Below are 24225 nucleotides of genomic sequence, written 5' to 3'. Positions count from 1 at the left end.
ATGAACGTTAAGGCAGGCCGACGAACAGACCGACCTGAACCAAGACAAGGCTACCACCAAAGAGCCACCAGTCACGAGCAACGAGTGGCACGGTCAGGGAGTGCGTCCGCGGGGCCCCTTCCACGAAGCCGTGGGAGACCATGGCGGCTGCTAATTGATCCGACCAGTTCATGGCGGCAAGAATGACTTTGAAATACAGACGAGGCGACCAGACGTGCAAAACTTCTCCTCGCATCAAGGCCGCGGCTCGAACGGTGGAGACTTCTGCCTGAATCTTGGGCATCAGGTTGAAGGCTGCCAGAAAACCATAAGCGAATTTACTAGGTAACTTGGCATTTTGTTCCAACGAACGGGTCAGCCGCAGGGGCTTCGTGGTCAGCGTGAACCAGCCTCCCATGTAGACGTACACGAACATCCGCGTGAAGATGACGATTAAGAAGTGTGTCGAAGCATCTCCACGGATCATCAACGACCAAACGAGGGCACTGGCGAAGAAGAGCGGCACAATCGTGAGTAAGAGAAGTCGACGCCACGGCACGCGGTTGATCAGCATGAGCAGGAGGCTCACAACAATCAGGACGACGTTGACCGTCCACACCTGAACGAAGGAAACTTCCAGCGCAATCAGCACAATCAAGGCTAACTTTAGTGAGGGATTCATGCGCTCACCCCCTGGTAAGTCAAGTGTTGGTCGGCTAATTGCAAATGCAGATCGACCAAGCCATCCAACCCACTGAGTTGATGGCTGATCAGAATCAGCGTGAGGTCGAGCTCACGTTGCACCGTGGTCAGGATGGTCATGACCGTTTGAATTGAGGCGTAATCCAGTCCCTTTAAAGGTTCATCGAGCAACAGGACTTCTGGTGTCATCATGAGCATGCACAGGAGCTGAAGCTTTTTCTGTTGACCGCTACTCAGGGAATAGAGCACCTGATCATCACGGCCATCGAGGTTGAGGTCGCGTAGAAGGGCTTGAACCCGCGTTGACGTGAAGTAAGTGCTATTGCCGTATTTCTGCGAGAGTGCCAGTTCCTCAGCAACGGTGACGTTGAGAAATTGTGCGGTGGCCGACTGAAACATTAGGCCGACTTGCCGGGCGTAGTGGCGTTTCCGGAGCTTTTTAATGTCGGTATCGCGGTAGGCGATGTGGCCTTGGTAGTGACCCAAGCGAACGAGTGCCTTGAACAGTGTGGATTTACCACTGCCGTTGGGACCGGTAATCAGGGTCGTTCGGTGTGCGTAAAAGCGTAGATCTTGTGGTGTCAGGAGCTGCCGGTCGCCGTGGGCCAGACCAAGTTGGGTGCCGTGGAGACAGGTTGTGAGCTGCTCGGTCGGCAACTGCACGTGTGACAGACGCAGGCGCTGTGGTGTGAAAGCCGCAAACCGTTGCTGCGTCTCGGTTGCGGAGAGTAAGTTGAGCTGACCATCCGCTAACACGGCGAGGTGGTCGACCCATTGTTGATAGCCACTGAGGTCGTGATCAGCCAGAACGATTGTCTTGCCCCGGTCGGTGCATAGCGCCACCAGTTTTTCCAACAGGGCTAAGCGGGTTGGCGGATCGATGCTAGCAAATGGCTCGTCTAAAAGGATGACATCGCTGTTCATGGCAACGATGATGGCCAAAGCCACCTTCTGTTGCTCGCCACCAGAGAGCTGCATGAGCTTACGAAATTTCAAATCTGAAATACCCACGAAGGACAGCGCGGCATCACTGCGTTGCGCAATCTGTTCGGCAGGCACCTGTTGATTCTCTAAGGCGAAGCGCAGTTCGTTTTGGACGGTATCCATGGTGAACTGCGTGCTGGGTTCTTGGAAGAGCATGGCCACGGTGGCGGCGCGCTGGGTTGGGGCGACGCTGCTGAGTGGGTGACCGTCAAACGTAATCGTATCACCGGCGTTAGGGAGCAGTCCGGCAATCAACTTGAGTAGCGTCGACTTGCCGCCGCCGGATACGCCGGTCAGTAGTGAAAATTTGCCAGCAGGAAAGGTGCCAGAAAGGTGATTCAGCACCGGCTGGTCTTGCTTCGGATAGGTGTAAGTGAGTGATTGTACCGTGACGGTAGCCAAATAAATTCCCCCAATACTGCTTGAAAGACTTGAAAATATGTTGCTTGATGGTGTGTGAATGATTGCTTGTAGTTGTCAGAAATTCTGATAGTTCGAAGCTTACTTGTGGTTAAAGAAGGTAGCAAGTTTGAAGGGCTGAATCCATGTAAGCCGTGAGGGTGGCGCAAATAAGCTCAGCCGTGGGAATTCTCTTAGTGGCGATTCTGCCACTTAGAGAATTGGTGTCTTTGAAACTCGGTTCTTAGAGGTTCAAAGACAAGCCAGAAGACCGTTCTTTGGCTTCCGGCGTCCGCCCCAGCGTTCCAGTTTATTTGCGCCACCCGGTAAGGCGACAAAAAGGTTAGTCCTTCAAAACGTGGGCGCGCACTAGGAGATTGTTGATCAGCTTGGTCAGCACGCCACCGAAGACGAAGACGGACAGCAACCGCACAACGAACAACAGTAACAGAAATGGTAAGTGGTAAGCCGTGTACCCGTTACGAATCAGGTCCCATGCGAAGGTGACGATGGTCGTGGTAAGCGTGCTCATAGCTAGCGTGAACCAGCCGTAACGCTTGTAGCCGGTGAAGATGAAACCGAGTTCGGAACCGAAACCTTGGAGGACACCGGAAATCAGGGTGCTGGCTCCCCAGATACCGCCGAGAAACATTTCTACCACGGCACCCAGCAATTCACCCAAGGTTGCCGCGCCGGGAATCCGAATCACGAAACCGGCGAGGGGCCCCGCCATGACCCAGATTCCTAACAACAGTTCATTTGCTAGCGGTTGTAACCCGAATGGCGCTAAAGCTGCCGCCAAAATTGTGTAAACCGGACCAATTGCCCAAAAAATAACGCCCATAAAAATTGCAATAATCGTTACTAAAATAATATCTCTAATATGCCAACGTTTCATAAGCATCCGCCTCCTAAAATTTTGACGCTGAGGGGCCACCAATGCTAAAAAAATCCCCACTAATACACTTAGTGGGGTCATTGATAGCTATTGATTACGCGTTCCCTTCGCTGGTATTAACCAGAGCAGGTTCAATGGGTTTGATCTCAGCCGCGATGGCACCCCAGTCGTATTTGATTAATCTTAGCTTAACGAGTTTACCCGGGAATTGCAACCGCAGCCGTGAAAAATCGTTTCTATGCTATGAGCTGTTCAGCGGCAAAATTATTTTTACAACTACGTTACAGTCGCACTAGTGTCCCCCCAGAACGCTTTCGGTTGCTGAGAAAGAGTGCTATTCTAATCGTTAGTTGTCTTAATTATTGTTGGATAGGAAGGGTTCGAGTTATGCGTAAAGTACATATGAAACGCGGTCTTATCGCGTTTGCCGTGGCCATTACGGTAGGCGGCGTAGTTAGTCCAGTTGTGCCGGTGAACGCTGCCACTGGGTATAAGACGGTCAGCACCAAATCAATCAAGAAAACGGCTTATCACAAGAAGAGTGCCAAAGGCGCCATCTTCAACAAGCGGCACACCCGTAAGGTTATTAACCTAACTGCACACCCCCACACAACGTGGTATGCCACCAAGCAAGCAACGTTGAAGCACGGGAAGACCAAGGGAATTTACTTCTACGTCAAGAATAGCAAGAGTAGCGTTAAGGGCTGGATTTGGCACGGGTACCTGAAAAAGGGGAAGGCACCGTTTACTTTGACTAAAGCCAGAGCGGCCGTTGCCATGGACGCGAAGACGGGGAAGGTCGTTTGGGCCAAGCACGCCAACACGGCGCGACCAATTGCGTCCGTTTCTAAACTGATGACATTGTATCTGACGTTGAAGAAGATCGATGGCAAGTCGCGTAACTGGAATCACAAAATCAAGATTACCAGTCGCGGTCTGGTCTCGATGAGTCGTAGTGCTGCGTATGGCGGCTTCCACTTTAAGCTGAACCATAAGTACACGGTTCGTCAGCTCTACTACGCAGCCTTCTTGGATTCATCTAACAACTCAGCGATTGCACTGGGCCAGTGGGTCGGTGGCAGTAACGGTAAGTTCATTCGGAAAATGAATGCGCAGGCCAAGGCCTGGAAGATGGGCCAAGCTCACTTTGTTTCAGCATCCGGCTTGGAGAACAGCGACTTGCGGCAGTACGGCTACGCCTATGGCAAGGCCAACGCCAACAAGGTTTCGGCTAAGGATGTGGCGTTGATTGCGCGTCATCTGATGACTCAGTATCCGCGGGTCTTGAAGGACGGTAAGATTGGCTCAATGAAGGTCAACGGGCAGGTTTGCCACAATTACAACAACTTGTTGAAGGGACGGAAATACTACCGCGCGTCTTTGAAGGTTGATGGGTTAAAGACCGGTTACACGCCATTGGCCGGTTACTGTTTCGTTGGGACGGGTCAGAAGTCCGGCAAGCACCGGGTGATTACGGTCGTCCTACATGATGAAAATGAGTTCACAGAAACACGGTCGCTCATGAATCATGCTTACGGTATGATCAGCATGAATAACTAGGCTGTGTGTAGCTAAAAACGCATAGATTTTAATATAAGCTAGGCAGAATTCCCTTGCTTGAAAGCATCAGTGAGAATCGATTGGTTCTCACTGGACGCTTTTTACTTTGGGGTCAAGGGCAACTCAGGCGATAGGATAGGGTTGGTGGGTAAAAGTAAAGTCCACAATTAGTTCAGCCGACAAGTGATGGATTACGGTAAAATTACGGTCCCAACAACTAGGTTACAAAGTCGCGCGACCCCTTGTCTGCGGTCTATTTAACATGGTAGGCTGTGGGTTAGAGATTAGAAAAGGGGAATACATACCAATGAGAATTTCAAAGTTCAAGGGGTTCATGCTGGCCCTGTTGTTTACGGTCACATTAGGGGCTGCCGTAAACGTTCAGGTGACCGCCAACGCCGCAACTTACACCACGGTGTCGACGAAATCAGTGACGAAAGCCGCTTATCATAAGAAGAGTGCAGCGGGAGCCATTTACAATAAGGCACATAACAAGAGAATCGCTACGATGAAGGGCTATCCCAACACAACCTGGTACGTGACGCAACAGGCCACACTCAAGCACAGTAACTCCAAGGGAATTTACTACTACGTTGCTAACAAGAGCGGCTCCGTTAAGGGCTGGATCTGGCATGGCTACCTGAAGAAGGGAAAGGCACCATTTGGGCTGAAATACGCCAAAAATGCCGTTGCTTTAGACTACACGACGGGTAAGGCGGTTTGGTCTAAGCGTGCGAATACGGCGCGGCCAATCGCTTCCGTTTCCAAGCTGATGACGCTGTACCTGGTCTTGGATAAGATCGACAATGGTTCCGGTAAGTGGACCGACATCGTGAAGACCAATAATCGGGGGTTAGTTGCCATGGGCAATAGTGCTAGCTGTGGGGGCTTCAGGTTCTACAGCAATCACAAGTATACGGTTAAGGAATTATACGATGCGGCACTGCTAGATTCGTCGAACAACGCCGCCATCGCGCTGGGCCAATGGGTTTCTGGCAGTAACGCTAAATTCATCAAGAAGATGAATGCGCAAGCGCAATCCTGGAATTTGGACAAGGCCAGCTTTGTCTCCGCTTCTGGTTTGGAAAACAGTGATTTAAAGGCGTTTGGCTACAACTACGGTTCTGCCAACGCCAACATGGTTTCCGCTAAGGATGTGGCGTTGATCGCGCGGCATCTGATCAAGGATTACCCGCAGATTCTGACGGATGGTTCTGTCGGTTCCAAGCGGGTCAACGGTCAATTATGCTATAACTACAACAACATGTTACAGGGTCGCAAGTATTATCAGGCGAGCCTGAACGTGGACGGTTTGAAGACCGGGTATACGCCACTGGCAGGGTACTGCTTCGTGGGGACTGGCCAGAAAGCCGGTAAGCACCGGGTGATCACGGTCGTTCTGCACGATGAGAACGAATTTACCGAAACCAAGTCATTGATGAACCACGCCTACAGTTTGGGCATGGATGCTTAATCTTTAAATAGTTGCCGAATCGCGCTGGAGAAATCCAGGGCGATTTTTATTTTTGTGGCCGACTATCTTGATTGTGGATGGTCTTTTGGGGGGATGAATCGTTACTGAAACAGATACTAGATTAAGCCATTTAGCCTATCGGTATCCCTGGTATGACGGCGTTTGTTTTATGATTTTATTTATAAGAGAAATGCGTTGTACTGGGCTGAATGGCCAGGTATGATGGGGGTATGTTATTTCAAGAAAGGGTGTCAGTGGATGCGACCAAAGATTATCGCAACGGATTTAGATGGGACGTTTTTAGATGAAAATGGTCACTACAACCAGCATCAGTTTGATGCACAACTGGCGGCGCTGGCACGCCGCGAAATGCGCTTTGTGGTAACGACAGGCGACCCGTTAGACCACGTGCAAGCGTTGTTTGCACCACTGGCCAATCGGGCAACATTAACCTATATCGTTGAGGATGGTGCGTTGACAGTGACCGGGACGGGGAAGCAACTGCAGTCCCAAGCAATTGCGCCACAGGACTGGCAAGCCGCGGTGACCTGGCTGAAGACGGTTCCCATCATGGCTGACTGTTTTGTGATCGTGTGCGGCCGGAATCGGGCGTACACTGAGTTACCGGCGACGAGTCAGCGATTCCATGAATCTCAAGCTTTTTATCCCAGTCTGACGAGTGTTTCAGATCTGCTTCAGGTGACAGATGCTATATTGAAGATTGACGTGACGTGGCTCAAGACAGACGTGGTCGCTCAGGTGGCGGCATTTAATCAACATTTTCAGAACCACTTGGTGGGAACTAGCAGTGGTCTAGGTGGCATGAACGTGACGCTGCCACTGGTCAGTAAAGCCACCGCACTGTTAGCTTTAGGCCGAATCTGGGGTGTTTTACCGGAGCAAATGGCAGCGTTTGGCGATTCCGGCAATGATCACGCGATGTTAGAAATGGTGGGTCAAGGTTTTGCCGTGGCAAATGCCGACCCGGCTATTATTACGGGAAATATTCAGCGCTTGCCTGCGAACAATCAGTTAGGTGCTGTGGGTCAACAAATTGACCAGTGGTTAGTTTAGGTGATCGCCAGACTAACTGAGTGTCGCGTGTAACAGGACGACCACTAAATGCCGTACAATCAGCGGTATTGAGGGGGTGGTCCCGATGGCTGAACGGATCAGTAGGGTTGGTTGCAACCTCATTGGACTTGAAATTAAGTTTCGACGGAATCGGCAAGTTAGTGCCATTTACCGGGCACTGCGACTGATTTTTCCTGTAATTCTAGTCGGAACGTTAGCTGATTTTGTCAATCAGACGTGGCTACAGCGCAGCGGGTATTATTATCAAACGCTTCACGTGGCGAAGTGGGCGTTTCAATTGCACCTCCTTCGCCAGTACCTCGGACTCTTGAGTGCAGGTACGCTAGGGTTAACGGCGATTCTAATGGCTTTTGCAGTGAGCTTTTATCTGGTGGCGCCGGCCACCCCACTGGTTAGGGATCGGTTGATGGCGGGAGTCATCGCGATTATTGCCTTGAAGTCACTGAATGTGAATCGCCAATCGGTGTTGAGCAATCATTCAGTACAGTGGCTTTCTAGTAATCTCGGGCTCTCAGGTATCTTAGTTGGGGTCCTAGTTGGCTTGCTGGTGGGGAATGGGTACCGATGGTTAATCAATCATCAAGATCCGGAACACGAGCACCTGGAGCAGACGGTGGGGGTTGTGGGCCTTTGGTTGGTGGTACTAACTGGTTTAGGCTTTATTTGGGTCAGTACCCAGACAGTCAGTTTGAATGCAGCACTCCTGACGCTAGCTCGGTGGCCGTTTCAACTCCCACATAGTTTGGGAACACTATTAGGATTTGGCTTGCTCACGGGAACTTGTCAGTGGTTGGGCATCTTGGGGCCAATCGCTAGTGTTGGGGGGCAGTCAATTGAAGCGGCCCAGAACCTCGCTGCGGTGCTGAATCATAGTGGTTGGCAGGTGCCCCATCCGATTACCCTGCACACCGTGGTCGATGTCTATGCGACAAGTGGGGGACCGGGAATGGTCCTGGCCCTTCTGCTAGCAATCTTTTTAGTGCGGCACAACTCGGCACAACGGCGAATGGGGTGGTATTGCTTAGTCCCGACCCTGGGGAATTTTAATGCGCCGTTATTAATGGGCCTACCCGTGATCTTTAGTCCCCTACTATTTACACCGTTCATCCTGGCCCCGTTAGTCTGCATCACGCTGAGTTGGGCGGCCCTGGTCCTGCATTGGGTCCCAGCAGTGGCCTATCCGTTGGCTAACGGGACACCGGGAATCTTACAGGCATTCTTGGGTACTGGTGGTAATTGGGGCGCGCTGGTTTTGGCCGTGGCGGAGCTCGTCATCAGTACGGCAATCTATTACCCATTCGTGAAGTGGGCTGGAATTGCGGAGGAGGCGGTCAATCATGAATCGAAGATTTCGTAGTTTAGCGGTGATTCTAGTGGCCTTAGTTGTTCTCTGCATCCCAGGCCTTCTCTGGCGGTCCCAACAGCGGGCCCATGTTCAAGCGGATTATCGCAGTGCGATGGCGCCCGTTTTTCTGGTACCGGGATCAAGCGCGACGCAGAATCGCTTTAATGCGTTAGTCGCGGAACTCAATCGAGAGACGCCGCACCAGCACAGTCTATTACGCGTGGAAGTCATGACTGACGGGACGTTGAAGTATACCGGTAGTATTCGGCCAACCGACAAACAACCGATTATTGTTGTGGGATTTGAGAATCATCGTGATGGTTATGAGACGATTCAGAAGCAAGCCAAATGGTTTACCATTGCCTTCAAGGCCCTACAACAGACCTATCACTTCAACCATTTCTCGGCGATGGGTCACTCCAATGGTGGGCTGGTACTGACGATTTTTTTGGAAGACGACGTTGCCCAAACAAAGGCCCACGCTGATCGGTTAATGACGATTGCCTCGCCGTTTAATCTGGAAGAGTCTGATCAAAACGTGGATACACCACTGTTTAAACAACTGAGTCAGCACCGTAAGCACCTGCCTAAGTCCGTCACGGTTTACTCAATTGCTGGGAGTGAGGGCTATTCCGGTGATGGTATTGTGCCCTTTGATAGCGTGAACCGCGGTAAACTGATCTTTCAGGGCCAAGTTAAAAGCTTTACGCAAATGACGGTGACCGGCGCGAATGCCAATCACGCCGATCTTCCAGAGAATCAGCAAATTGTTGGCTTGATTCGCCAAGACCTTTTGAAGATGACCGGGTTTAATTCGTAACCGGTTACGTGTAAAATGGGAGGTATACGGAGGACGAAAACGAATGACAAAAATGATTGCACTCGACCTAGACGAGACGCTACTGAATACTGATAAGACCATCAGTGAGGAGAATGCTGCCGTTTTGCGCAAGCTTCACACCGCTGGCATTAAAGTGGTACTATGCACCGGCCGCCCAATCAATGCGATTTGGGGCTACCTCGAACAACTCGGCCTGACGACCGCTGAAGATTACACGATTACTTTCAACGGGGCGTTGGTTATTCAAAATACAACCAAAGAAGCTTTGGCTCAAAGCGGGTTAAGCAAGCACGATTTTCAACCGCTTCACGCTTTTGCTAAGGAGAACGGGTACCCACTCGATATCTTGGATTTTGACCAAGTCTACCCTGTGTCGGATCTAACACCATCCGTCTACCAGCATATGCTGAAGGCACCGATGGACTTTATTCCTACGGCGTTCGCTGACTTGCCAGAACACCTCTTTAGTAAGGCGGTCATGGCAACGGATGCAGATGTCTTGGATCAAGTCGTTGCCAAATTGACGCCTGAACTACACGATTTGTACCATGTGGTGCGGTCACAGCCCAAGATCCTTGAATTCTTAGCTGCCGATATGGACAAGGCGGTTGGCTTGGGTCAACTGTTGACACACTTCGGGTGGGACTTCGATGACCTAATGGCCTTTGGCGATGCTGAAAATGATTTGGGGATGATTAAGGCCGCTGGCGATGGGGTTGCCATGTTAAATGGTCAATCAGAAATCAAGGCTGCGGCCAATCATCAGACGCCAACGACGAACAACGAAGCTGGTGTCGCTGAGTATCTGAAACAACGTTTTGCAGAGATCTTAGACTAACGGATGAGACTTCTTGCAATTACAAAAGAATAATGGCACTATAAAAGGTGTAGTGGATGAATTTTAAGGAGGATTATCGTCATGAAACGTTTAATGGTTAAGCTAGGACTAACAGTGATGGCATTGGGGACCCTTGGTGGGGTCGTTGCACCGAGCGTTTCTGCTAGTGCTGCTAAGAAGCCAACAATCAACAATACCGATTTGAAACGGTACTATAAGAATGCCAAGTCAAAGACAGTCTTTTACTTTAAGACGTACAAATCAGGCGGCAAAACCGGCACGATGCTGATTTTTGGTGACTTTGGGTCCACGCCGAACGTGAAGTACGGTGTGCCAACTTCAACCAAGCTGAGTAAGAATCGGCAAACGTTGACGACGAAGTACAAGTTAATCCAATTTAAGACCGCCGATAAAAACAAGACCACGACCTCGTTGACCAAGAAGACTTATACCTTTAAGTTAACGAAGAAGTCGAGCTCGAAGTTCACCGCTAAGATTGCGGGGACGAAGGCTAACCGGCGCTTGGCAACGACCGGAAAGACTTACACGTACACCAAGACCAAGAAGAGTCCAGCCGCAGCCTATGGCAAGAAGTACGTTAAGCCAGCATTGTACAAACAGTACATGAAGGCGTTTGAAAGTTTGGACGCAACTAACCAGAAAAAGTATGCGAATCAGTATGCCAATCAAGGTGTTAAGAACATGACGAGCAACTTTAATTACAAGACGAAATAAATCTGATTCTAGCGAGTGGCAAATCCCAATTGGCGTTGCCACTCGTTTTTTGTTGTCTTGAAAAAGCAGTCCAGCGCAAAAAAATCCCGCCATTACGAAACGGCGGGATTCAAATGACTTAAATTTAGTTTTGCTTGAACAGGTTCGTCAAGTATTCCATAAAGGTCTTCAGGTAACGGTCCTTATCAACCGCAACAGATACCTTCACGTTAGTTGGTTCGTTCAACCGGTTATCGTCACCGATGGTCCGGCCGTAAGTTTCCTTGTTGTAGTTTACGACCATGTTCAGGTCAATCGTGGTAACGAAGCTAGGGTCCAAAGCAACCCCAACAGCCAGTGGATCATGCAAAGCACAACCACCTAAGTTGTCGTTAACATCAACGTAGGCTTGAATGTAGTAGTCAACGATGTCGGCAAACTTTTCACCGGCTTCGGTGCCTAAGTCACGCCATTGTTGGGTTTCCTTCTTGGTTAAGAGGGTCCGCAGCGTTACGTCCAGGCCGACCATCGTTGAGTGCATTGGGCTGGTCAGAACGGCGTTAGCAGCTTCAGCATCTTGGTTGATGTTGGCTTCGGCGTAGGCCGTCACGTTACCAGGAACAGTTAAGGCCCCACCCATGAAGGTCATGTTGCCGATTTCCGTAGCGATTTCTGGAGCTTTCTTCAAAGCAGCAGCTAAGTTGGTCATTGGACCAGTTGGCACTAACGTCAAATCTTTACCGTACTTGTGAGCAGCATCGATTAAGAAGTCCACACCGGATTCCTTTTCGATAGCGCGCTTAGGTTCTGGTAATTCGACTTGGCCAATCCCGTTTTCACCGTGGATGTCGGCACTAACTTGCATCCGATCAAAGTGATCACTGGTTGAGGAATGACTTTCACCTAGGTAAACGGGGATGTCGGTGTGGCCGAGGAGTTCCAAAATCTTTAAGGAGTTTTGGCCACCTGCTTCAACAACGACGTTACCGTAAGAACCGATAATCCCGATTAAGTCCACATCTGGGGCACCTAATGCGTAAGCAATTGCTAAGGAATCATCGATACCAGTATCTAAGTCTAAAATCATTTTACGTTTTGCCATGATATAATTGTCTCCCCTTTGATCTATATTTAATTGGCTGAGCGCCTACTACAACTATAATGTAACGGTTTACATTTAGCAAGCGGTCTCGGAATCAAGTTGAAGCGTTACGGCATTCACGGTAAACTAAGAATCAGGCTCAAGCGTTTTGATGGGCCGGTCAAGGGGGATTGGGCAATGGCGAATAAGGAGTCAGTGAAGCCGACAAAACGGCATTTTGAGTATCACAATCATTTACTAGATGATGCAACGAAAGAAATGAATGAGTGGACTGGTGAAAATAAAGTTGTTGAAATTCATTTATTTTCTATGTTTTCGGCGGTCTTTAAACATCACGATTTAGATGATGCGGAGTCGCTCTTTATTGTCGGGACCAAAGAAACCACGCCTTCGCTGGAGGCCGTCTCGACCGCACCGGTGAAGCCGTGGCTATTTTCCCGGGTATTTGCACTATTGGGCGCTAGCTTTGTCTTGTTAGCCTTACTATTTCTGGGCTTTCGGAGTAACAACGCCGTTCCCGGGATGATCTTTATTGGGTCGTTGACTGTGCCATTTTCACTAATGATCATGTTTTTTGAAATCAACGTTTTCCGCAATATTTCCGTCTATCAACTCATGGCGGTCTTTCTGGTCGGGGGAATCCTGTCACTGGTGGCGACGATGATTCTCTATTCGCTGATTCCATCGGGGAACGGTGTGTCGTGGGAGTCCGCCTTGATTGTGGGCTTTATCGAAGAGACCGCTAAGATGTTAGTGATCGCGTTCTTTATCAATCGTTTCCGTTTGAATTATATCTTTAATGGACTGCTGTTGGGAGCGGCCATCGGCGCAGGGTTTGCCGTCTTTGAAACGGCCGGGTACACGGGGCAATACGGCCTGGTGACCTTGCTGATGCGTAGCTGGCAGGCGATTGGGACGCATACGATCTGGTCCGCCATCATGGGGGCGGCCATCATGCTTGCCAAGGAACGGCATCAACCCGTGACCGGAAGTAACATTGTTGCGCCAAAGTTCCTGCGATTCTACCTGCTGGCGATTCTGCTCCACGCCGGTTGGGATTGGAATGCGCCGTTCGACGTGTTGGATATCCTTTACCTCCAGCAGTGGACCCTGATCGCCATTGGTTGGGTGGCAATCTTTGTACTGATCAATGCCGGTCTTCGAGAGGTCAGAACGCTGCAAGGTCAACGAATCTTGAAAAATAGTCAACTCGGCGGATAGAGAAACCTAATGATTTTTCGATCAATCGCCGGGTTCTCGTGAAGTAGGGAATGTTGCATATCCCACACCGGACCACGCAGCTCTTCGAAACGATAGCTACCGACGTGACCCGCAACTAAGTGTCGTAGTGGGGTCGCCGTGTCTACAGGGACCTCGCTGTCGTTGCCGGTCAAACCAATGCTGCCCGCAAGATTTAAGATGTGTAGCTGGGGGTAGTGCGCTCGAAGTGGTGGGCAGCCAGGAAAGTCGGCGCCGATGCAGACAATCCGGCTGACCGTCACGGGCGCGCGTCGGGCTTGGTTCAGGTAGTCGTAAGCAATCGTGCCACCCGAGGAGTGGCCAACGAAGTTAACGTGGGTAATGCCGTAACGTGCTCGTAGTTGAGTCAACACCGTTACGAGTTGACGCGCTTCTCTGGCGGCATGAGTGTTATCCTTAAAGAGTACCGGTACCAGTGGATTAGTATTGATGGGCTGGTGTTGTTGCCAGCTGACGTGTCCGCTATCGGTCACGCGCGCGGTCAGGCTAAAGCGGGCCAGTTGTGGGCGGTTGAGGCTGAGAACCATGTCCCGCATGGAGAGCCAGCCGCCGCTGTTTCCTGGTAAGAAAAGGGTGGCCGTGCGCGTCTGCGGAACACGGGTCGTCGCTAAGGCGGCTTGACGCGCGTGCCAGCCCCAAGCGAGTGCGCCTAGCGTGACCAGTGCGGTCAGGAGAATCGTGAGTCCGCGCAGATGTTTCATAGCCATCACCTCCTCAGGTGTTTGTCGAGTTAAAGAAATGGAGTTCAAAATTATGACAGAATCTTATGATATTACCATTGTTGGCGGTGGCCCAGTCGGTATGTTTGCCGCCTTTTACGCCGGGATGCACAATGCCAAGACCCAAGTCGTCGAGAGTCTCTCTTCACTGGGCGGGCAGGTCGATGCCCTCTATCCGGAGAAGACGATTCTTGACGTTGCGGGTTTTCCGGGCGTCACCGGCCGTGATCTGATTGCCGGGCAACGCGAGCAGCTCAAACAATTTCCGTTGACTATCAAGACGGACGAGTCCGTGACTAACGTGACGCCCAATGCAGATGGCTTCTTGATTACCACGCCGAAGGGCACAAGCCAGACGCGAGCGGTCATTGTTGCCGTGGGTAACGGTGCTTTCAAGCCGCGTAAGTTAAACGTGGCCGGGGCCGATGATTTTGCTGGCAAGCAGCTCTTTTACAGTGTCCGTGACTTGGAGAAGTTCCGTGGCCACCGTGTGATGGTCGCTGGGGGTGGTGATGCCGCCATCGACCAAGCCCTGATGCTGGTGCCGGTTGCTAAGTCCGTCACGTTACTTCACCGTCGCGCCCAGTTCCGTGGACTGGCGCACATGGTGGACTTGTTGCATGAATCGACCGTTAATGTAAAAACGCCATACCTGATTCGGGACCTGCAAGCCACGGCCGAAGGTGCTTTGGATGTAACGTTGAAGCCCGTGGGTGCGGCTAGCGATATGGTTCACCAAGTCATTGATGATTTGGTCGTTAGCTACGGCTTTACCGCCGACCACTCGGCCTTGGCCGCCTGGGACGTGGATATGGCTGAGGACCGGCGTTTGATTGCCGTTGACCGGCAGATGACGACCAGTGTTCCCGGCATCTATGCGATTGGGGATGGGGCCACCTATCCTGGCAAGGAGCCATTGATTGCCATTGGTTACGGCGAAGCACCAATTGCCGTGCAAGCCATCATGAGCACGTACTTTCCTGACCGTCGCGGCCCAGTCCACAGTACGTCGATTACCCCTAAACCTTAAGATTTCGGTTTGTTAAAAGCAAAGAAGCTATCCGCTCATCGTTAAGATTGAACGGATAGCTTCTTTATTTTGTGGCAAGTTGTGCCTTATTTGCCGCTGGTATCGTCCTGATTGGTAATCTTGATCCGGTTAGAATCAGTCTGCTTGTGGTTAAGTTCTGGTGCATCGGTCTTGTAGAGGCCTTGCGTGGACTTGTCGCCATTGCGGGAGAAGAGACTGGTTGATTTTAAGCCCAGTTTCTTTTCCAGTTTTTCAGCCTTTTGTAAGCCGTCCGAGTAGTTATAATCGCTCGGATCGACTGCTGTAAAGCCCTTAGGATGGTAGAAACGTAAGAGGTTCTTGTTGTTCAGTGAGTCGGATAGGCTCAGCCCCTCGTTGACATGTGCCTGCATCTTATCAATCTTAGCCTTCAGCTTCCCAGTCGGGTGAATGACCTGTTGGGTCTTATTACTGTAAATGGTGTCGTCGACGGATGTATAACCCGGACTTTCCCAGTCACGGTTACGGAAGGCGACAACCTGATTGTGTTGTTTAGAGAACAGGTCCGTTCCAAACTGGAGGTATTTCTTGCTGTTCATCCCCATCAGATGGAGCAGGGTTGGCAACACATCGACTTCACCACCGTAAGTGTGTTCAATCTTACCCTTCTTGTAGCCAGGCATGTTGAACATCAGTGGTACCCGTTGTAGCTGCGCGTTGTTGTAATCGTTCCAGTCGTCCGGATTGACGCCGAGCAACTTCGCCAGACTCTTGTTGGATGAATTAGAAATACCGTAGTGGTCCCCGTAGATCATTACCAGTGAATTCTTTGCTAACCCAGACTTGTTAAGGTAGTGGTAGAATTCTTGAATCGACTGATCGAGGTAGTTAGCCGTCTTGAAGTAATTATCAACGGTCTTGTCGCCAGTGTCTGGGGTCTTGAAGGTACTATCCTCACTATCCAAGGAGAATGGGAAGTGGTTCGAGACGGTCAAGTATTTCACGTAAAATGGCTGTTGGAGGTGCTGCAGGTATTTCACGGAGTCGTTGAAGAGCAGCTTGTCCTTCAAACCATAGCCTAACGACTTATCCCCAGAGGTGTCATAGTAACTGGCATCGAAGAAGTACTGATAACCCAGGTTCTTGTAAGTGTTGTTTCGGTTCCAGAAGCTCCCAACGTTACCATGGAAGACGGCACTCGTGTAACCAGCTTGATTGAAGATGGCCGGTGCAGCCTGGAAGGTGTTGTCGTTGCCCAGTTGAGTGAATAGGGACCCTTGAGAGAGGCCATACGTTCCGGTTTCCAGCATCGTTTCGGCGTCGGAAGTCTTCCCTTGACCGACTTCATGGAAGAAGTTGTCGAAGCTGTAGGTGGATTTGCTCTTGTAGAGCTTGTTCAGAAATGGCGTGACTTCTTGGCCGTTAACCTTCTTGTTAATCAAGAATTGTTGGAAACTTTCCAAGTGAATGATGATGACGTTTTTCTTTTTAGCGACCCCGTAGAGATCTTTGTCGGGTGCCGCGTAGTTGCCATGAACGTATTTTAGAATACCACTGAGCTCGGACTTCTTGGCGTGTGAACGAAGCTCGCTAGTGTGGCCAGATTTGATACCATCGTAAACGGTGAAGGCGTCTAATCCTAAGTACTTCACCACGTAGGTCCGATCGAAGGTCCGCGTCAGAAGCTGTGGCCGGTCCATTTCGCCCAGCGTCAGGTTGACGGAAAAGGCGAGGAGGCCGACCGACGTCACGGCGAAAGCCACTCGTTTGTTGACGGGGCGAGGATCAATATAGATTCGCCGCGTCAGCATCAAGACGATGACGATGACCAGGTCCAGCCAGTAGAGAATGTCGTGGGGGGAGGTCAGTGCCAGCGAACTGCCGGAGAGTCCCTGGTCGACCTTTGAATAACCCAACATGGTACTGACCGTCATGAAGTCGGTGAACTCCCGGAAGTAGATGACGTTGATGTAGAGCAGTAGGGAGTTAAGAATGTCGATCAGAAAAATAAATGGGTAGAAGAATCGTGCCCGCTTCAGGTACAGCGCCAGTCCGAAGAGCAGGATGGTTGTCGCAATTGGATTCAAGAGGACGATGAGAAACTGGAAGGGGTCGCTGAGCCCTAATTTGAAGTCGACGAAATAGGCGACTAATGTCTTTAGCCAAAAGATCACGACGAGCAGGGTCGTAAAGCCCATCCGTGTCCCCGTTCTGGCCCAGATCTTTTTGAAACGTTCCAAGTTATTTCGCTCCTTCATTTGTAAATAAGTAGTCTTATTCTACCATAGTTAACGGGCAATAACCGTCACCCGTAACGCAGGCATTTTCCCTATCCTAGCAAATTCCCCGGTCCGATAGGGATTCTTCGGGTAAGTTTAGGGAAATTTTAAGTCCCATGGGGAAATCATGCGCCGCTGGTGATGTTATTTGGTACACTAGAGATATAGAATTGATGATGGTATAAGACTGTCATACTTTTAGTTAATAAATGAATACAGTAGAAGGTAATTTGAACGGTTGGTTAGTACTAGCTTAGCCGCAGGGATGGTGAAAATCGCCTCAGCTGTGGGAGTTCTCTTACCGGCGTATTTTAGCCGGTTAGAGAACTGGGTGGTTTTAAGACGTGATTTGTCGGCTTAAAACCAAGCCGGAAGACCGTTCTGTGGCTTCCGGCGTCCGCCCACAGCGTCACGGGCGATTTTCACCATCCCGGAGGCACATGTCTATTGGAAACCAACAAAATGAAAGGTGTGAAGACGTTATGGACAAGCAGATCACGTTGTACGTGGTACGGCACGGTCAGACTTATTTCAACATCTACAATAAACTACAGGGCTGGAGCAATTCGCCGTTGACCGACGCCGGGATTGCCGATGCTAAGGCGGCCGGTGAGCGGCTGCAGGATGTGAAGTTTGCGGCAGCTTATTGCAGTGATACTACTCGGGCCCAACAGACCGCGGAGACTATTCTGGCGGCGAACCATTCACAACCGGCGGCCAAGCTGACAACGGCACCGTACTTCCGTGAGGAGTTCTACGGTTACTATGAGGGGACCGATATGGCCCAAGCTTGGTACGTGGCGGGAGCACCGCATGGTGTACCAACGTTTAAGGCGATTGAAGAGAAGTATTCCATTGGCAAGGCCAAAGATTTTTTGAAAGAGGCCGATCCATTCCGGCAAGCTGAGAACAACGCGGAATACTGGGCACGAGTTGATCAGGCGTTTGACATGATTCGGCGTAATCCCGAGTTAAAAGACGGTGACAAGGTCTTAATGATCAGTCATGGCAATACCTTGCTGAGTCTGATGGAGCGTTACGGTCAGGGTAAATACGACCTGAGTGTGCGACCAGCCAACGGGAGTTTAACGAAATTATTACTGACACCAGACGACATTCAGGTGTTGAGTTACAATCAAAAAGATTAGGACGAGGATGGTTTGATGGAAATTAGAATGGCTTGGGGTAAGCTAAACCCCGTCTATCAGGACGCGCTACAGATTCGTAAGGACGTCTTTATTGCGGAGCAGGGCATTGACCCTCAGTTGGAGCTAGACGGCACTGACGAGGACAAGATGCACTATGTGGGCTATGAGGATGATCAGCCGGTCACAACGGCGCGAATTGACATGTTGGCGGGAAACCGCGTGAAGATTCAGCGAGTTGCCACCGAGAAAGATGCGCGGCACCACGGCTATGCCGGAGAGTTGATCAAGCAGATTATTCAGGATGCCAAGAAGTCCGATGTGACGCGAGTGGAGTTGGATGCCCAACAGACAGCCTTGGAATTCTACCAGGAACTAGGCTTCACGGTGATCGGCGATGTGTTTGAGGAAGCCGGGATTCCCCATCGAACCATGCGGTACACGATTGCATAATGTAACAGTAAAGAAACGAGACAAGCAGGCGATGGATTCAGCGCTGCTTGTCTTTTTTGATGGCTGAGGTGGGGGAGATATTTTCCACAAAAAAACACGTTACCACCGACCAATTGTCAGTGCGTAACGTGTTTGTCATTTATTAACGTTCATTTGAATTCATGAGGTTCAGTAGAACTAGTCAGCGTCAGTTGCGGTATTAACGCGGGCGTAACCAACAGCATGCCACCATGGCGCGTGAACGGCTTCGCGGACCACACCACGGTTTTGGGCATCAATCATCTTGCCGCCACCGATGTACATCCCAACGTGGGAGATGGATCCCTTACTGTAACCGAAGAAGACCAAGTCACCCTTTTTGATGTTCTTGTAGCTGACGTGCTTGTACTTGTTGTATTGGGCTTGTGCGGTCCGAGGCAACGTTGTCTTGGCACCCTTCTTGTAGATATAACCAGTGAACCCTGAGCAATCAAATGCGGAAGGACCAGTAGCACCATAAACGTAACTAGCACCTAAATGTGACTTGGCAACTTTGTAAACGGACTTGAATGATGAGTTAGAAGCGGCGGATGCCGTGGTGGTCGTACTCATCGAGACAGCGAAGACACCAACAATAACTAATGCAAATGCGGCTAATATTTTAACAACTTTCTTCATTCCTACTGACAACTCCTCATGAATTATTACAGTTACTAGCGTACCAATGTAATGTGACAAATATGTAACAAGCCCTTTGCAAACCCGTTAAATGTCTTAAACAAATCATTACTTTTAGCAATATAGTTGCAATTTAGGGGCAAAACTTGTTAAAATCTAACAGGATTGGTAAGTAAGTTAACACGGGGAGGAAGTCATAGCAGGATGGCAGAATTTACAGATCAGATCCGGCAGACCTTTGATTTTCACCGGTTGGTCTTTCGAATCGGGGAGTTATCGTCGATGACCGGTGTCTCGGCTCGGCAGTTACGTTACTGGGAGAAGAAGGAATTGATTGCTTCTCGAGAGCGTGAGGACGGTCAACAGGCCCGGGTCTATACATTTAAAACGTTTATCAAGGTGTCAATGATGAAATATTTCTTGGATGCCGGCTACACGTTGGCCGGGGCCGCTAAGCAGGCGCAGGCGCGTGAGGAAAACGTGAAGCACATTCACCGCTTCGTTTCTACCGGGATGAAGGGCTTTGCCATGATTGACAATCAAATGGCCATTAACTTGGGGGCTTTCGATGATACCCAAACATTGATGGCCCTGTTGCCCGACGATGGTCCCATTCATTACAAACTATTACCAAACGATGAGGCCCAGCGCTTGACCGATGCGAGTCGCGTTTAAGCGGTGAAGGTTTGGTCGTCATTAGCGTCGTTGATTTTTAATCGTAAATGAAAAGCGCTCGGGGGAAAATCCCGGGCGCCTTTTTGCGAGGCGTGTACTTGATGGTTGCAACGTGAAGCCGGTGGGTGGATTAATTACCTACATCCTTACCAGATGAAGGGGATGAGCTCCTTGGTTTCACGTTGATAGTCTGTGAAGGCCGTCCCGTATTTCTGCGCGAGGTAGCGGTCGGCTGTGGGGATGTAAGAGAAGACAAACAGTGCCAGCAGCAGTAACGGTACCAGGAGCGCGTAAGGGTTACCGGTCACTAGTGCACAGCCCAGCACCCACAATACGTCACCCAAGTAGTTAATGTGAATGGCGTACTTGAAAAGACCGCCGCGATAGAGCTTTTCGGCGTTACGGGGATCGTTTTTGAAGGGTTTTCGAAGCAGCTCGGCGGTCGTGTTTAGGGCGCTACCACTGACAAAGAAGAGGAGTCCGAGCAGATAGGGCCACAGGACGAAGCCGCCACCGTGAATTAAGAGCCATGGGAATCCCAGATAGTAGAGGGCAAAGGCCAGACTATTTCCCAACGCTTCAGACCACCCAATGCCGCGCGGTAGCCAGACAAACATCATGGCGTTAAGCCGCAGGAAGATGACGGCGAGGCAGCCAGCCATGGTCCAGGTGAGTAGTGGGGGTTGCGCGGCGTTTGCCAACCAGTAACCACTCACCACGAGGTAGCAACACTGAGCGGCTAAGATCAGTAGTTTTGCCCCCGTCGTTGTTCGGTTAATCCCATACATAAGCGAACCCTCCTTTTGGATAACCCTAGCGTACTGCACGAGAGCATCAGCGTAAAGTCGTTGGGTTATGCATGGAGAATTAAATAGCTGAGAAATTAGCTTTCATCTATTGGCCGGATACCCTATAATGGGGGCCGATAAAAGAGTTGACTCGGTTCGGACCGGGTGACGTAGGGGAGAATGAACATGAAAAATTTTGCGGATGATCCTGCGATTCAAAAACATCGGTGGCTAATTCTGGTGGCCGTCTGTCTATTTACCTTCATGTCGACGTTGGACGGGAGCATCGTCAACATTGCGCTACCGGTCATTAGTAAGGACATTGCCATTCCCATGAACCAAGCGGAGTGGGTGGTGTCAATCTACTTGATCACCATCTGCGCGTTGCTACTGCTCTTTGGCAAGCTCGGCGATACCCGCGGGAAGATTCGTATCTTTAAAATTGGTTCCGTCCTGTTCACCGTTGGCTCACTACTCTGTGGATTCAGTGTGGGTCTGGGGTTCCTGCTGGTGGCTCGGACAATTCAGGCCATCGGGGCAGCCATGACTATGGCGACCAACAGCGGCATCATTACCGAAGTCTTTCCGTTCAACGAGCGAGGGCGAGCGCTGGGGATGATTGGCTCCTTTGTGGCACTCGGCAGTATTGCCGGTCCCGGGGTAGGGGGCCTGATTCTGGCCCACTTCAATTGGGGCTACATCTTCTGGATCAACGTGCCAATTGGGATTGTGGCGCTACTGATTGGCCAGCGCATCCTACCCAAAGATATTACGGTCAGTCGACAGGCAATCGATAAGCCTGGGGCGGGGCTGTTCGCTCTGATGATGGTGACGTTGTTTGCTGGCGTCTTTATCGGCCAGGAGATTGGGTTTACGAGGCCAGTGATTCTGGGATTATTTGCGGTCGCCATCGTTGCTACGGTCTTCTTCGTGCGGCTTGAGCTGCGAATTGACAACCCAATCTTAGCGTTACATCTCTTTGAAAATAAGCGATTCACGATCAGTATTCTCTGTGCCTTTCTGATTTTTGTAGCCAACTTCTTCTTTAACGTCATCGCCCCATTCTACTTGGAAAATGCTCGGGGCATGGCGGCTAATTACGCCGGCTATGCGCTGATGACCTTTCCCATCGTGCAGGTCGTGGTTGCGCCGATTGCCGGGAGTATTTCGGATCGGATTGGACCAGAAATTTTGACGTTTATCGGCCTCGTGTTGATTTCGGTCAGTCAGGTGGGTTACATGTTGGCTACCCTAGCGACCCCGTTGTGGGTGTTCATGTTCTTCATCGGTCTGGTTGGCTTCGGGAACGGGGTCTTCATGGCGCCCAATAATGCCATTGTTATGAGCTCCGTACCGGTGCGCGACCTTGGTGTAGCTGGTGGGGTTAACGCGCTGGCACGGGAGATGGGCATGGTTGTGGGTATCTCCATTGCCACGACCGTTCTGTTCTCTGCCATGGGTCACTACGCGGGACACAAGGTCACCGCGTATCTGCCGGCGCATCCTGAAGTCTTTATTAGTGGGATGCACGTGGCCTTTATGGTCTCGCTGGTGATCTGTTTGGTGGCCAGTGTGATTACGGGCTGGCAGTTGTTTAGTCGGCGCGCACGGGCTTAGAAATGGCGTCAACAGACCTTTCTATCGACACCAAATATCATAGGCAACAAAAAAGCCTTCGCAATTGCGAAGGCTTTTCGGGCTATACTCCTACTTAAGTAGACAAGCAAATAATCAAAGCTTGTTTACTTAGGGAGGAGTTTTTTGTATGGGCCGAAGAGGCATCCGGTACAGTCTGGAAGATAAGCTGTACTATATTCATTTGGTTGAACAAGGACAAACGGTATCTGGGATCGAACGGCAGTATGGTGTAAAGCAGGCACAAGTCAATCAGTGGGTTGAACGTTTTCAAGCTGCGGGTATTGATGGCTTGAAACGACGAAAGGTACGCCAATACTCCTCAGAGCTCAAGCAGAAGGTGGTTGACTTATATCTAGCCGGTAATACTTCTTATTCACAGTTAGCGAAGCAGTTTGATATTTCTAATCCCGGTGTTATTTATCAGTGGGTGAACCTGTATACTAGTGGTAAATCATTGAAAACCACTGGGAGGTCCAAGACCATGAATACTGGTAGGAAGACGACACAGAAGGAACGAATTGAAATTGCGCAGTGGGCTATCGCAAACAGCCTGGACTACAACGCCGCCGTACAGCAGTTTCAGGTATCTTACGGGCAAGTGTATGCCTGGGTCAAGAAGTTCAGGCGAGGTGGGCCAGAGGCCCTACAAGACCGTCGTGGTAAAGATAAATCCGGAAAGCCCCAATTGACTGAGGCGGAGAAGCAGGAGCTTAAAGTCAAGGCTCTAGAAGCAAGGATTGCCTACCTATCGAAGGAGAATGAAGTCCTAAAAAAAATGAAGGAATTGGAAAGGAAGGATGCCCCTCAGAGGTTAAATATCGCGCAATCCAAGCGCTCGCCCAAGAAGCCTTAAACCGAAACGAACCAACTCAAATTGGGTTAATGTGTCAGTGCTTAGAGGTTTCACGAGCCGCCTACTACAAGTGGCTTCATCGACGCCCTAATCAACGAGAACTCGATAATGAGGAAATCTATAAGTACATTAAAGCACTAGAAGAGAAGCGCCATTACATCTTCGGAGTAAAGCGCCTAGTGGCATACGTAAACAAGGAAACGCCGTATCATGTAAGTGCCGGAAGAATCCGACGGTTGATGAAGAAGCACAATATCAGAGCATCAATTCTAGTTGCGAAGCATGACCGTAAGGCCGAACGCAAGGAGTATATTCTCGGCAATAAGTTACTCACAGCAGATGCCAAGCATGACTTCCACCCTGACAAGCCTAATCAAGTCTGGGTAACCGACTGTAGTGAACTTAAATATGGTATTAAGGGCGGTAGTAAAATCCGTGTCAGTGCCATCAAGGACCTGTACGATCATCATGTCGTGGCTTGGCGAATCGAGCCAACGGAGACAGCTGCCTTAGTGACCGACACCTTTAGTGCGGCTATATTAGCTACCGGTGGCGTGAAACCAGACATCCTTCATAGCGACCAAGGATCGAGCTATACGTCAGGGCAGTACAATAAAGCTTTAGCTGGTGCAGGCGTAACTCATAGCATGTCACGCCCAGGAACCCCCGGTGATAATAGCCCTATGGAGAGTTTGTGGAGTCATATGAAGACGGAATATTTTGACTTTGAACATCCATTATCGCTAGAAGAAATCACAGCACTAGTGGCGGATTTCATGGATTGGTATAACAATTGTAAGCACCTAATAACTGACCGT

23 protein-coding genes and 1 riboswitch are annotated in these 24225 nt (G+C 50.3%); of the genes, 15 read left to right on the top strand and 8 right to left on the bottom strand.

All coding sequences use genetic code 11. The features are described 5' to 3' along the window. Positions 1-7: 7 nt before the first annotated feature. From FD07_RS08120 to FD07_RS08110, 3 genes are all read right to left on the bottom strand, one after another. On the bottom strand, positions 8-661 hold the full coding sequence (locus FD07_RS08120; protein WP_020089806.1) for an energy-coupling factor transporter transmembrane component T family protein: 654 nt from the start codon (positions 659-661) through the stop codon (positions 8-10). Beyond that, the gene (locus tag FD07_RS08115) at positions 658-2067 is read right to left on the bottom strand and encodes an ABC transporter ATP-binding protein (protein WP_020089807.1); all 1410 of its coding nucleotides are present in this window, start codon (positions 2065-2067) and stop codon (positions 658-660) included. The genes FD07_RS08120 and FD07_RS08115 overlap by 4 nt, the downstream gene beginning before the upstream one ends. A 340-nt stretch (positions 2068-2407) precedes the next feature. Further along, the gene (locus tag FD07_RS08110) at positions 2408-2962 is read right to left on the bottom strand and encodes an ECF transporter S component (RefSeq protein ID WP_020089808.1); all 555 of its coding nucleotides are present in this window, start codon (positions 2960-2962) and stop codon (positions 2408-2410) included. 84 nt (positions 2963-3046) lie between these two features. Then, positions 3047-3138, bottom strand: a riboswitch (TPP riboswitch). A 211-nt stretch (positions 3139-3349) separates the two neighbouring features. Here FD07_RS08110 and FD07_RS08105 point away from each other — a divergent pair. From FD07_RS08105 to FD07_RS08075, 7 genes are all read left to right on the top strand, one after another. Continuing rightward, complete coding sequence (locus tag FD07_RS08105; protein WP_020089809.1) at positions 3350-4522, top strand: D-alanyl-D-alanine carboxypeptidase family protein; 1173 nt, start codon at positions 3350-3352, stop codon at positions 4520-4522. A 307-nt stretch (positions 4523-4829) separates the two neighbouring features. Further along, complete coding sequence (locus FD07_RS08100; protein WP_020089810.1) at positions 4830-5996, top strand: serine hydrolase; 1167 nt, start codon at positions 4830-4832, stop codon at positions 5994-5996. Positions 5997-6254: 258 nt separating this feature from the next. After that, positions 6255-7070, top strand: coding sequence for an HAD-IIB family hydrolase (locus tag FD07_RS08095; protein WP_020089811.1), 816 nt, complete (start codon positions 6255-6257; stop codon positions 7068-7070). A gap of 85 nt (positions 7071-7155) precedes the next feature. Continuing rightward, positions 7156-8448, top strand: coding sequence for a PTS transporter subunit EIIC (locus FD07_RS08090; RefSeq protein WP_020089812.1), 1293 nt, complete (start codon positions 7156-7158; stop codon positions 8446-8448). Beyond that, positions 8429-9256, top strand: coding sequence for an alpha/beta hydrolase (locus tag FD07_RS08085; RefSeq protein WP_020089813.1), 828 nt, complete (start codon positions 8429-8431; stop codon positions 9254-9256). The genes FD07_RS08090 and FD07_RS08085 overlap by 20 nt, the downstream gene beginning before the upstream one ends. Positions 9257-9299: 43 nt before the next feature. Beyond that, positions 9300-10115 (top strand): Cof-type HAD-IIB family hydrolase, encoded by an 816-nt coding sequence (locus FD07_RS08080; protein ID WP_020089814.1) that lies wholly within the window; start codon positions 9300-9302, stop codon positions 10113-10115. Between the two features lie 81 nt (positions 10116-10196). After that, on the top strand, positions 10197-10850 hold the full coding sequence (locus tag FD07_RS08075) for a hypothetical protein (protein ID WP_020089815.1): 654 nt from the start codon (positions 10197-10199) through the stop codon (positions 10848-10850). 124 nt (positions 10851-10974) lie between these two features. Here FD07_RS08075 and FD07_RS08070 read toward each other — a convergent pair whose 3' ends face one another. Next, positions 10975-11931, bottom strand: a complete 957-nt coding sequence (locus FD07_RS08070; RefSeq protein WP_020089816.1) for a nucleoside hydrolase — start codon at positions 11929-11931, stop codon at positions 10975-10977. A 177-nt stretch (positions 11932-12108) separates the two neighbouring features. On the opposite strand from FD07_RS08070, the gene FD07_RS08065 reads away from it, so the two are divergent. Further along, positions 12109-13152: a PrsW family intramembrane metalloprotease gene (locus tag FD07_RS08065; RefSeq protein WP_020089817.1), complete on the top strand. Its 1044-nt coding sequence runs from the start codon at positions 12109-12111 to the stop codon at positions 13150-13152. Here the strand turns inward: FD07_RS08065 and FD07_RS08060 are convergent. After that, positions 13137-13892, bottom strand: coding sequence for an alpha/beta fold hydrolase (locus FD07_RS08060; protein WP_020089818.1), 756 nt, complete (start codon positions 13890-13892; stop codon positions 13137-13139). The two genes, FD07_RS08065 and FD07_RS08060, sit on opposite strands and share 16 nt — an antisense overlap. 52 nt (positions 13893-13944) lie before the next feature. On the opposite strand from FD07_RS08060, the gene FD07_RS08055 reads away from it, so the two are divergent. After that, positions 13945-14940 (top strand): NAD(P)/FAD-dependent oxidoreductase, encoded by a 996-nt coding sequence (locus FD07_RS08055; RefSeq protein ID WP_020089819.1) that lies wholly within the window; start codon positions 13945-13947, stop codon positions 14938-14940. 86 nt (positions 14941-15026) lie between these two features. Here the strand turns inward: FD07_RS08055 and FD07_RS08050 are convergent, their stop codons facing one another. Continuing rightward, complete coding sequence (locus tag FD07_RS08050; protein ID WP_051089610.1) at positions 15027-17177, bottom strand: LTA synthase family protein; 2151 nt, start codon at positions 17175-17177, stop codon at positions 15027-15029. Between the two features lie 503 nt (positions 17178-17680). Between FD07_RS08050 and FD07_RS08045 the strand changes: the two genes are divergently transcribed. Both FD07_RS08045 and FD07_RS08040 read left to right on the top strand, forming a co-directional pair. Further along, positions 17681-18346: a histidine phosphatase family protein gene (locus tag FD07_RS08045; RefSeq protein WP_020089821.1), complete on the top strand. Its 666-nt coding sequence runs from the start codon at positions 17681-17683 to the stop codon at positions 18344-18346. A gap of 15 nt (positions 18347-18361) precedes the next feature. Next, positions 18362-18796, top strand: a complete 435-nt coding sequence (locus FD07_RS08040) for a GNAT family N-acetyltransferase (RefSeq protein WP_020089822.1) — start codon at positions 18362-18364, stop codon at positions 18794-18796. Positions 18797-18973: 177 nt separating this feature from the next. On the opposite strand, the gene FD07_RS08035 is transcribed toward FD07_RS08040, so the two are convergent. Continuing rightward, positions 18974-19453: a C40 family peptidase gene (locus FD07_RS08035; protein WP_020089823.1), complete on the bottom strand. Its 480-nt coding sequence runs from the start codon at positions 19451-19453 to the stop codon at positions 18974-18976. Positions 19454-19657: 204 nt separating this feature from the next. On the opposite strand from FD07_RS08035, the gene FD07_RS08030 reads away from it, so the two are divergent. Next, positions 19658-20128: a MerR family transcriptional regulator gene (locus FD07_RS08030; RefSeq protein ID WP_020089824.1), complete on the top strand. Its 471-nt coding sequence runs from the start codon at positions 19658-19660 to the stop codon at positions 20126-20128. A gap of 146 nt (positions 20129-20274) precedes the next feature. Here the strand turns inward: FD07_RS08030 and FD07_RS08025 are convergent, their stop codons facing one another. Beyond that, entirely contained in the window at positions 20275-20916 is a 642-nt protein-coding gene (locus FD07_RS08025; RefSeq protein WP_020089825.1) for a methyltransferase family protein, read from the bottom strand. 180 nt (positions 20917-21096) lie between these two features. Here FD07_RS08025 and FD07_RS08020 point away from each other — a divergent pair, with 180 nt between their 5' ends. The 3 genes from FD07_RS08020 to FD07_RS08010 all read left to right on the top strand — a co-directional run. Then, positions 21097-22533 (top strand): MFS transporter, encoded by a 1437-nt coding sequence (locus FD07_RS08020; RefSeq protein ID WP_027826001.1) that lies wholly within the window; start codon positions 21097-21099, stop codon positions 22531-22533. 148 nt (positions 22534-22681) lie between these two features. Further along, positions 22682-23407 (top strand): helix-turn-helix domain-containing protein, encoded by a 726-nt coding sequence (locus FD07_RS08015; protein ID WP_020089827.1) that lies wholly within the window; start codon positions 22682-22684, stop codon positions 23405-23407. Further along, positions 23338-24225, top strand: an 888-nt coding sequence (locus tag FD07_RS08010) for an IS3 family transposase (protein ID WP_162254221.1), incomplete at its 3' end; no start/stop codon positions are given. The genes FD07_RS08015 and FD07_RS08010, both read left to right, overlap by 70 nt.

The sequence above is a fragment of the Levilactobacillus parabrevis ATCC 53295 genome (assembly GCF_001434055.1).
Classification (GTDB): domain Bacteria; phylum Bacillota; class Bacilli; order Lactobacillales; family Lactobacillaceae; genus Levilactobacillus; species Levilactobacillus parabrevis.
Note: the sequence above shows the minus strand (reverse complement) of the source record. Positions and strands in the feature narration are given on the sequence as shown.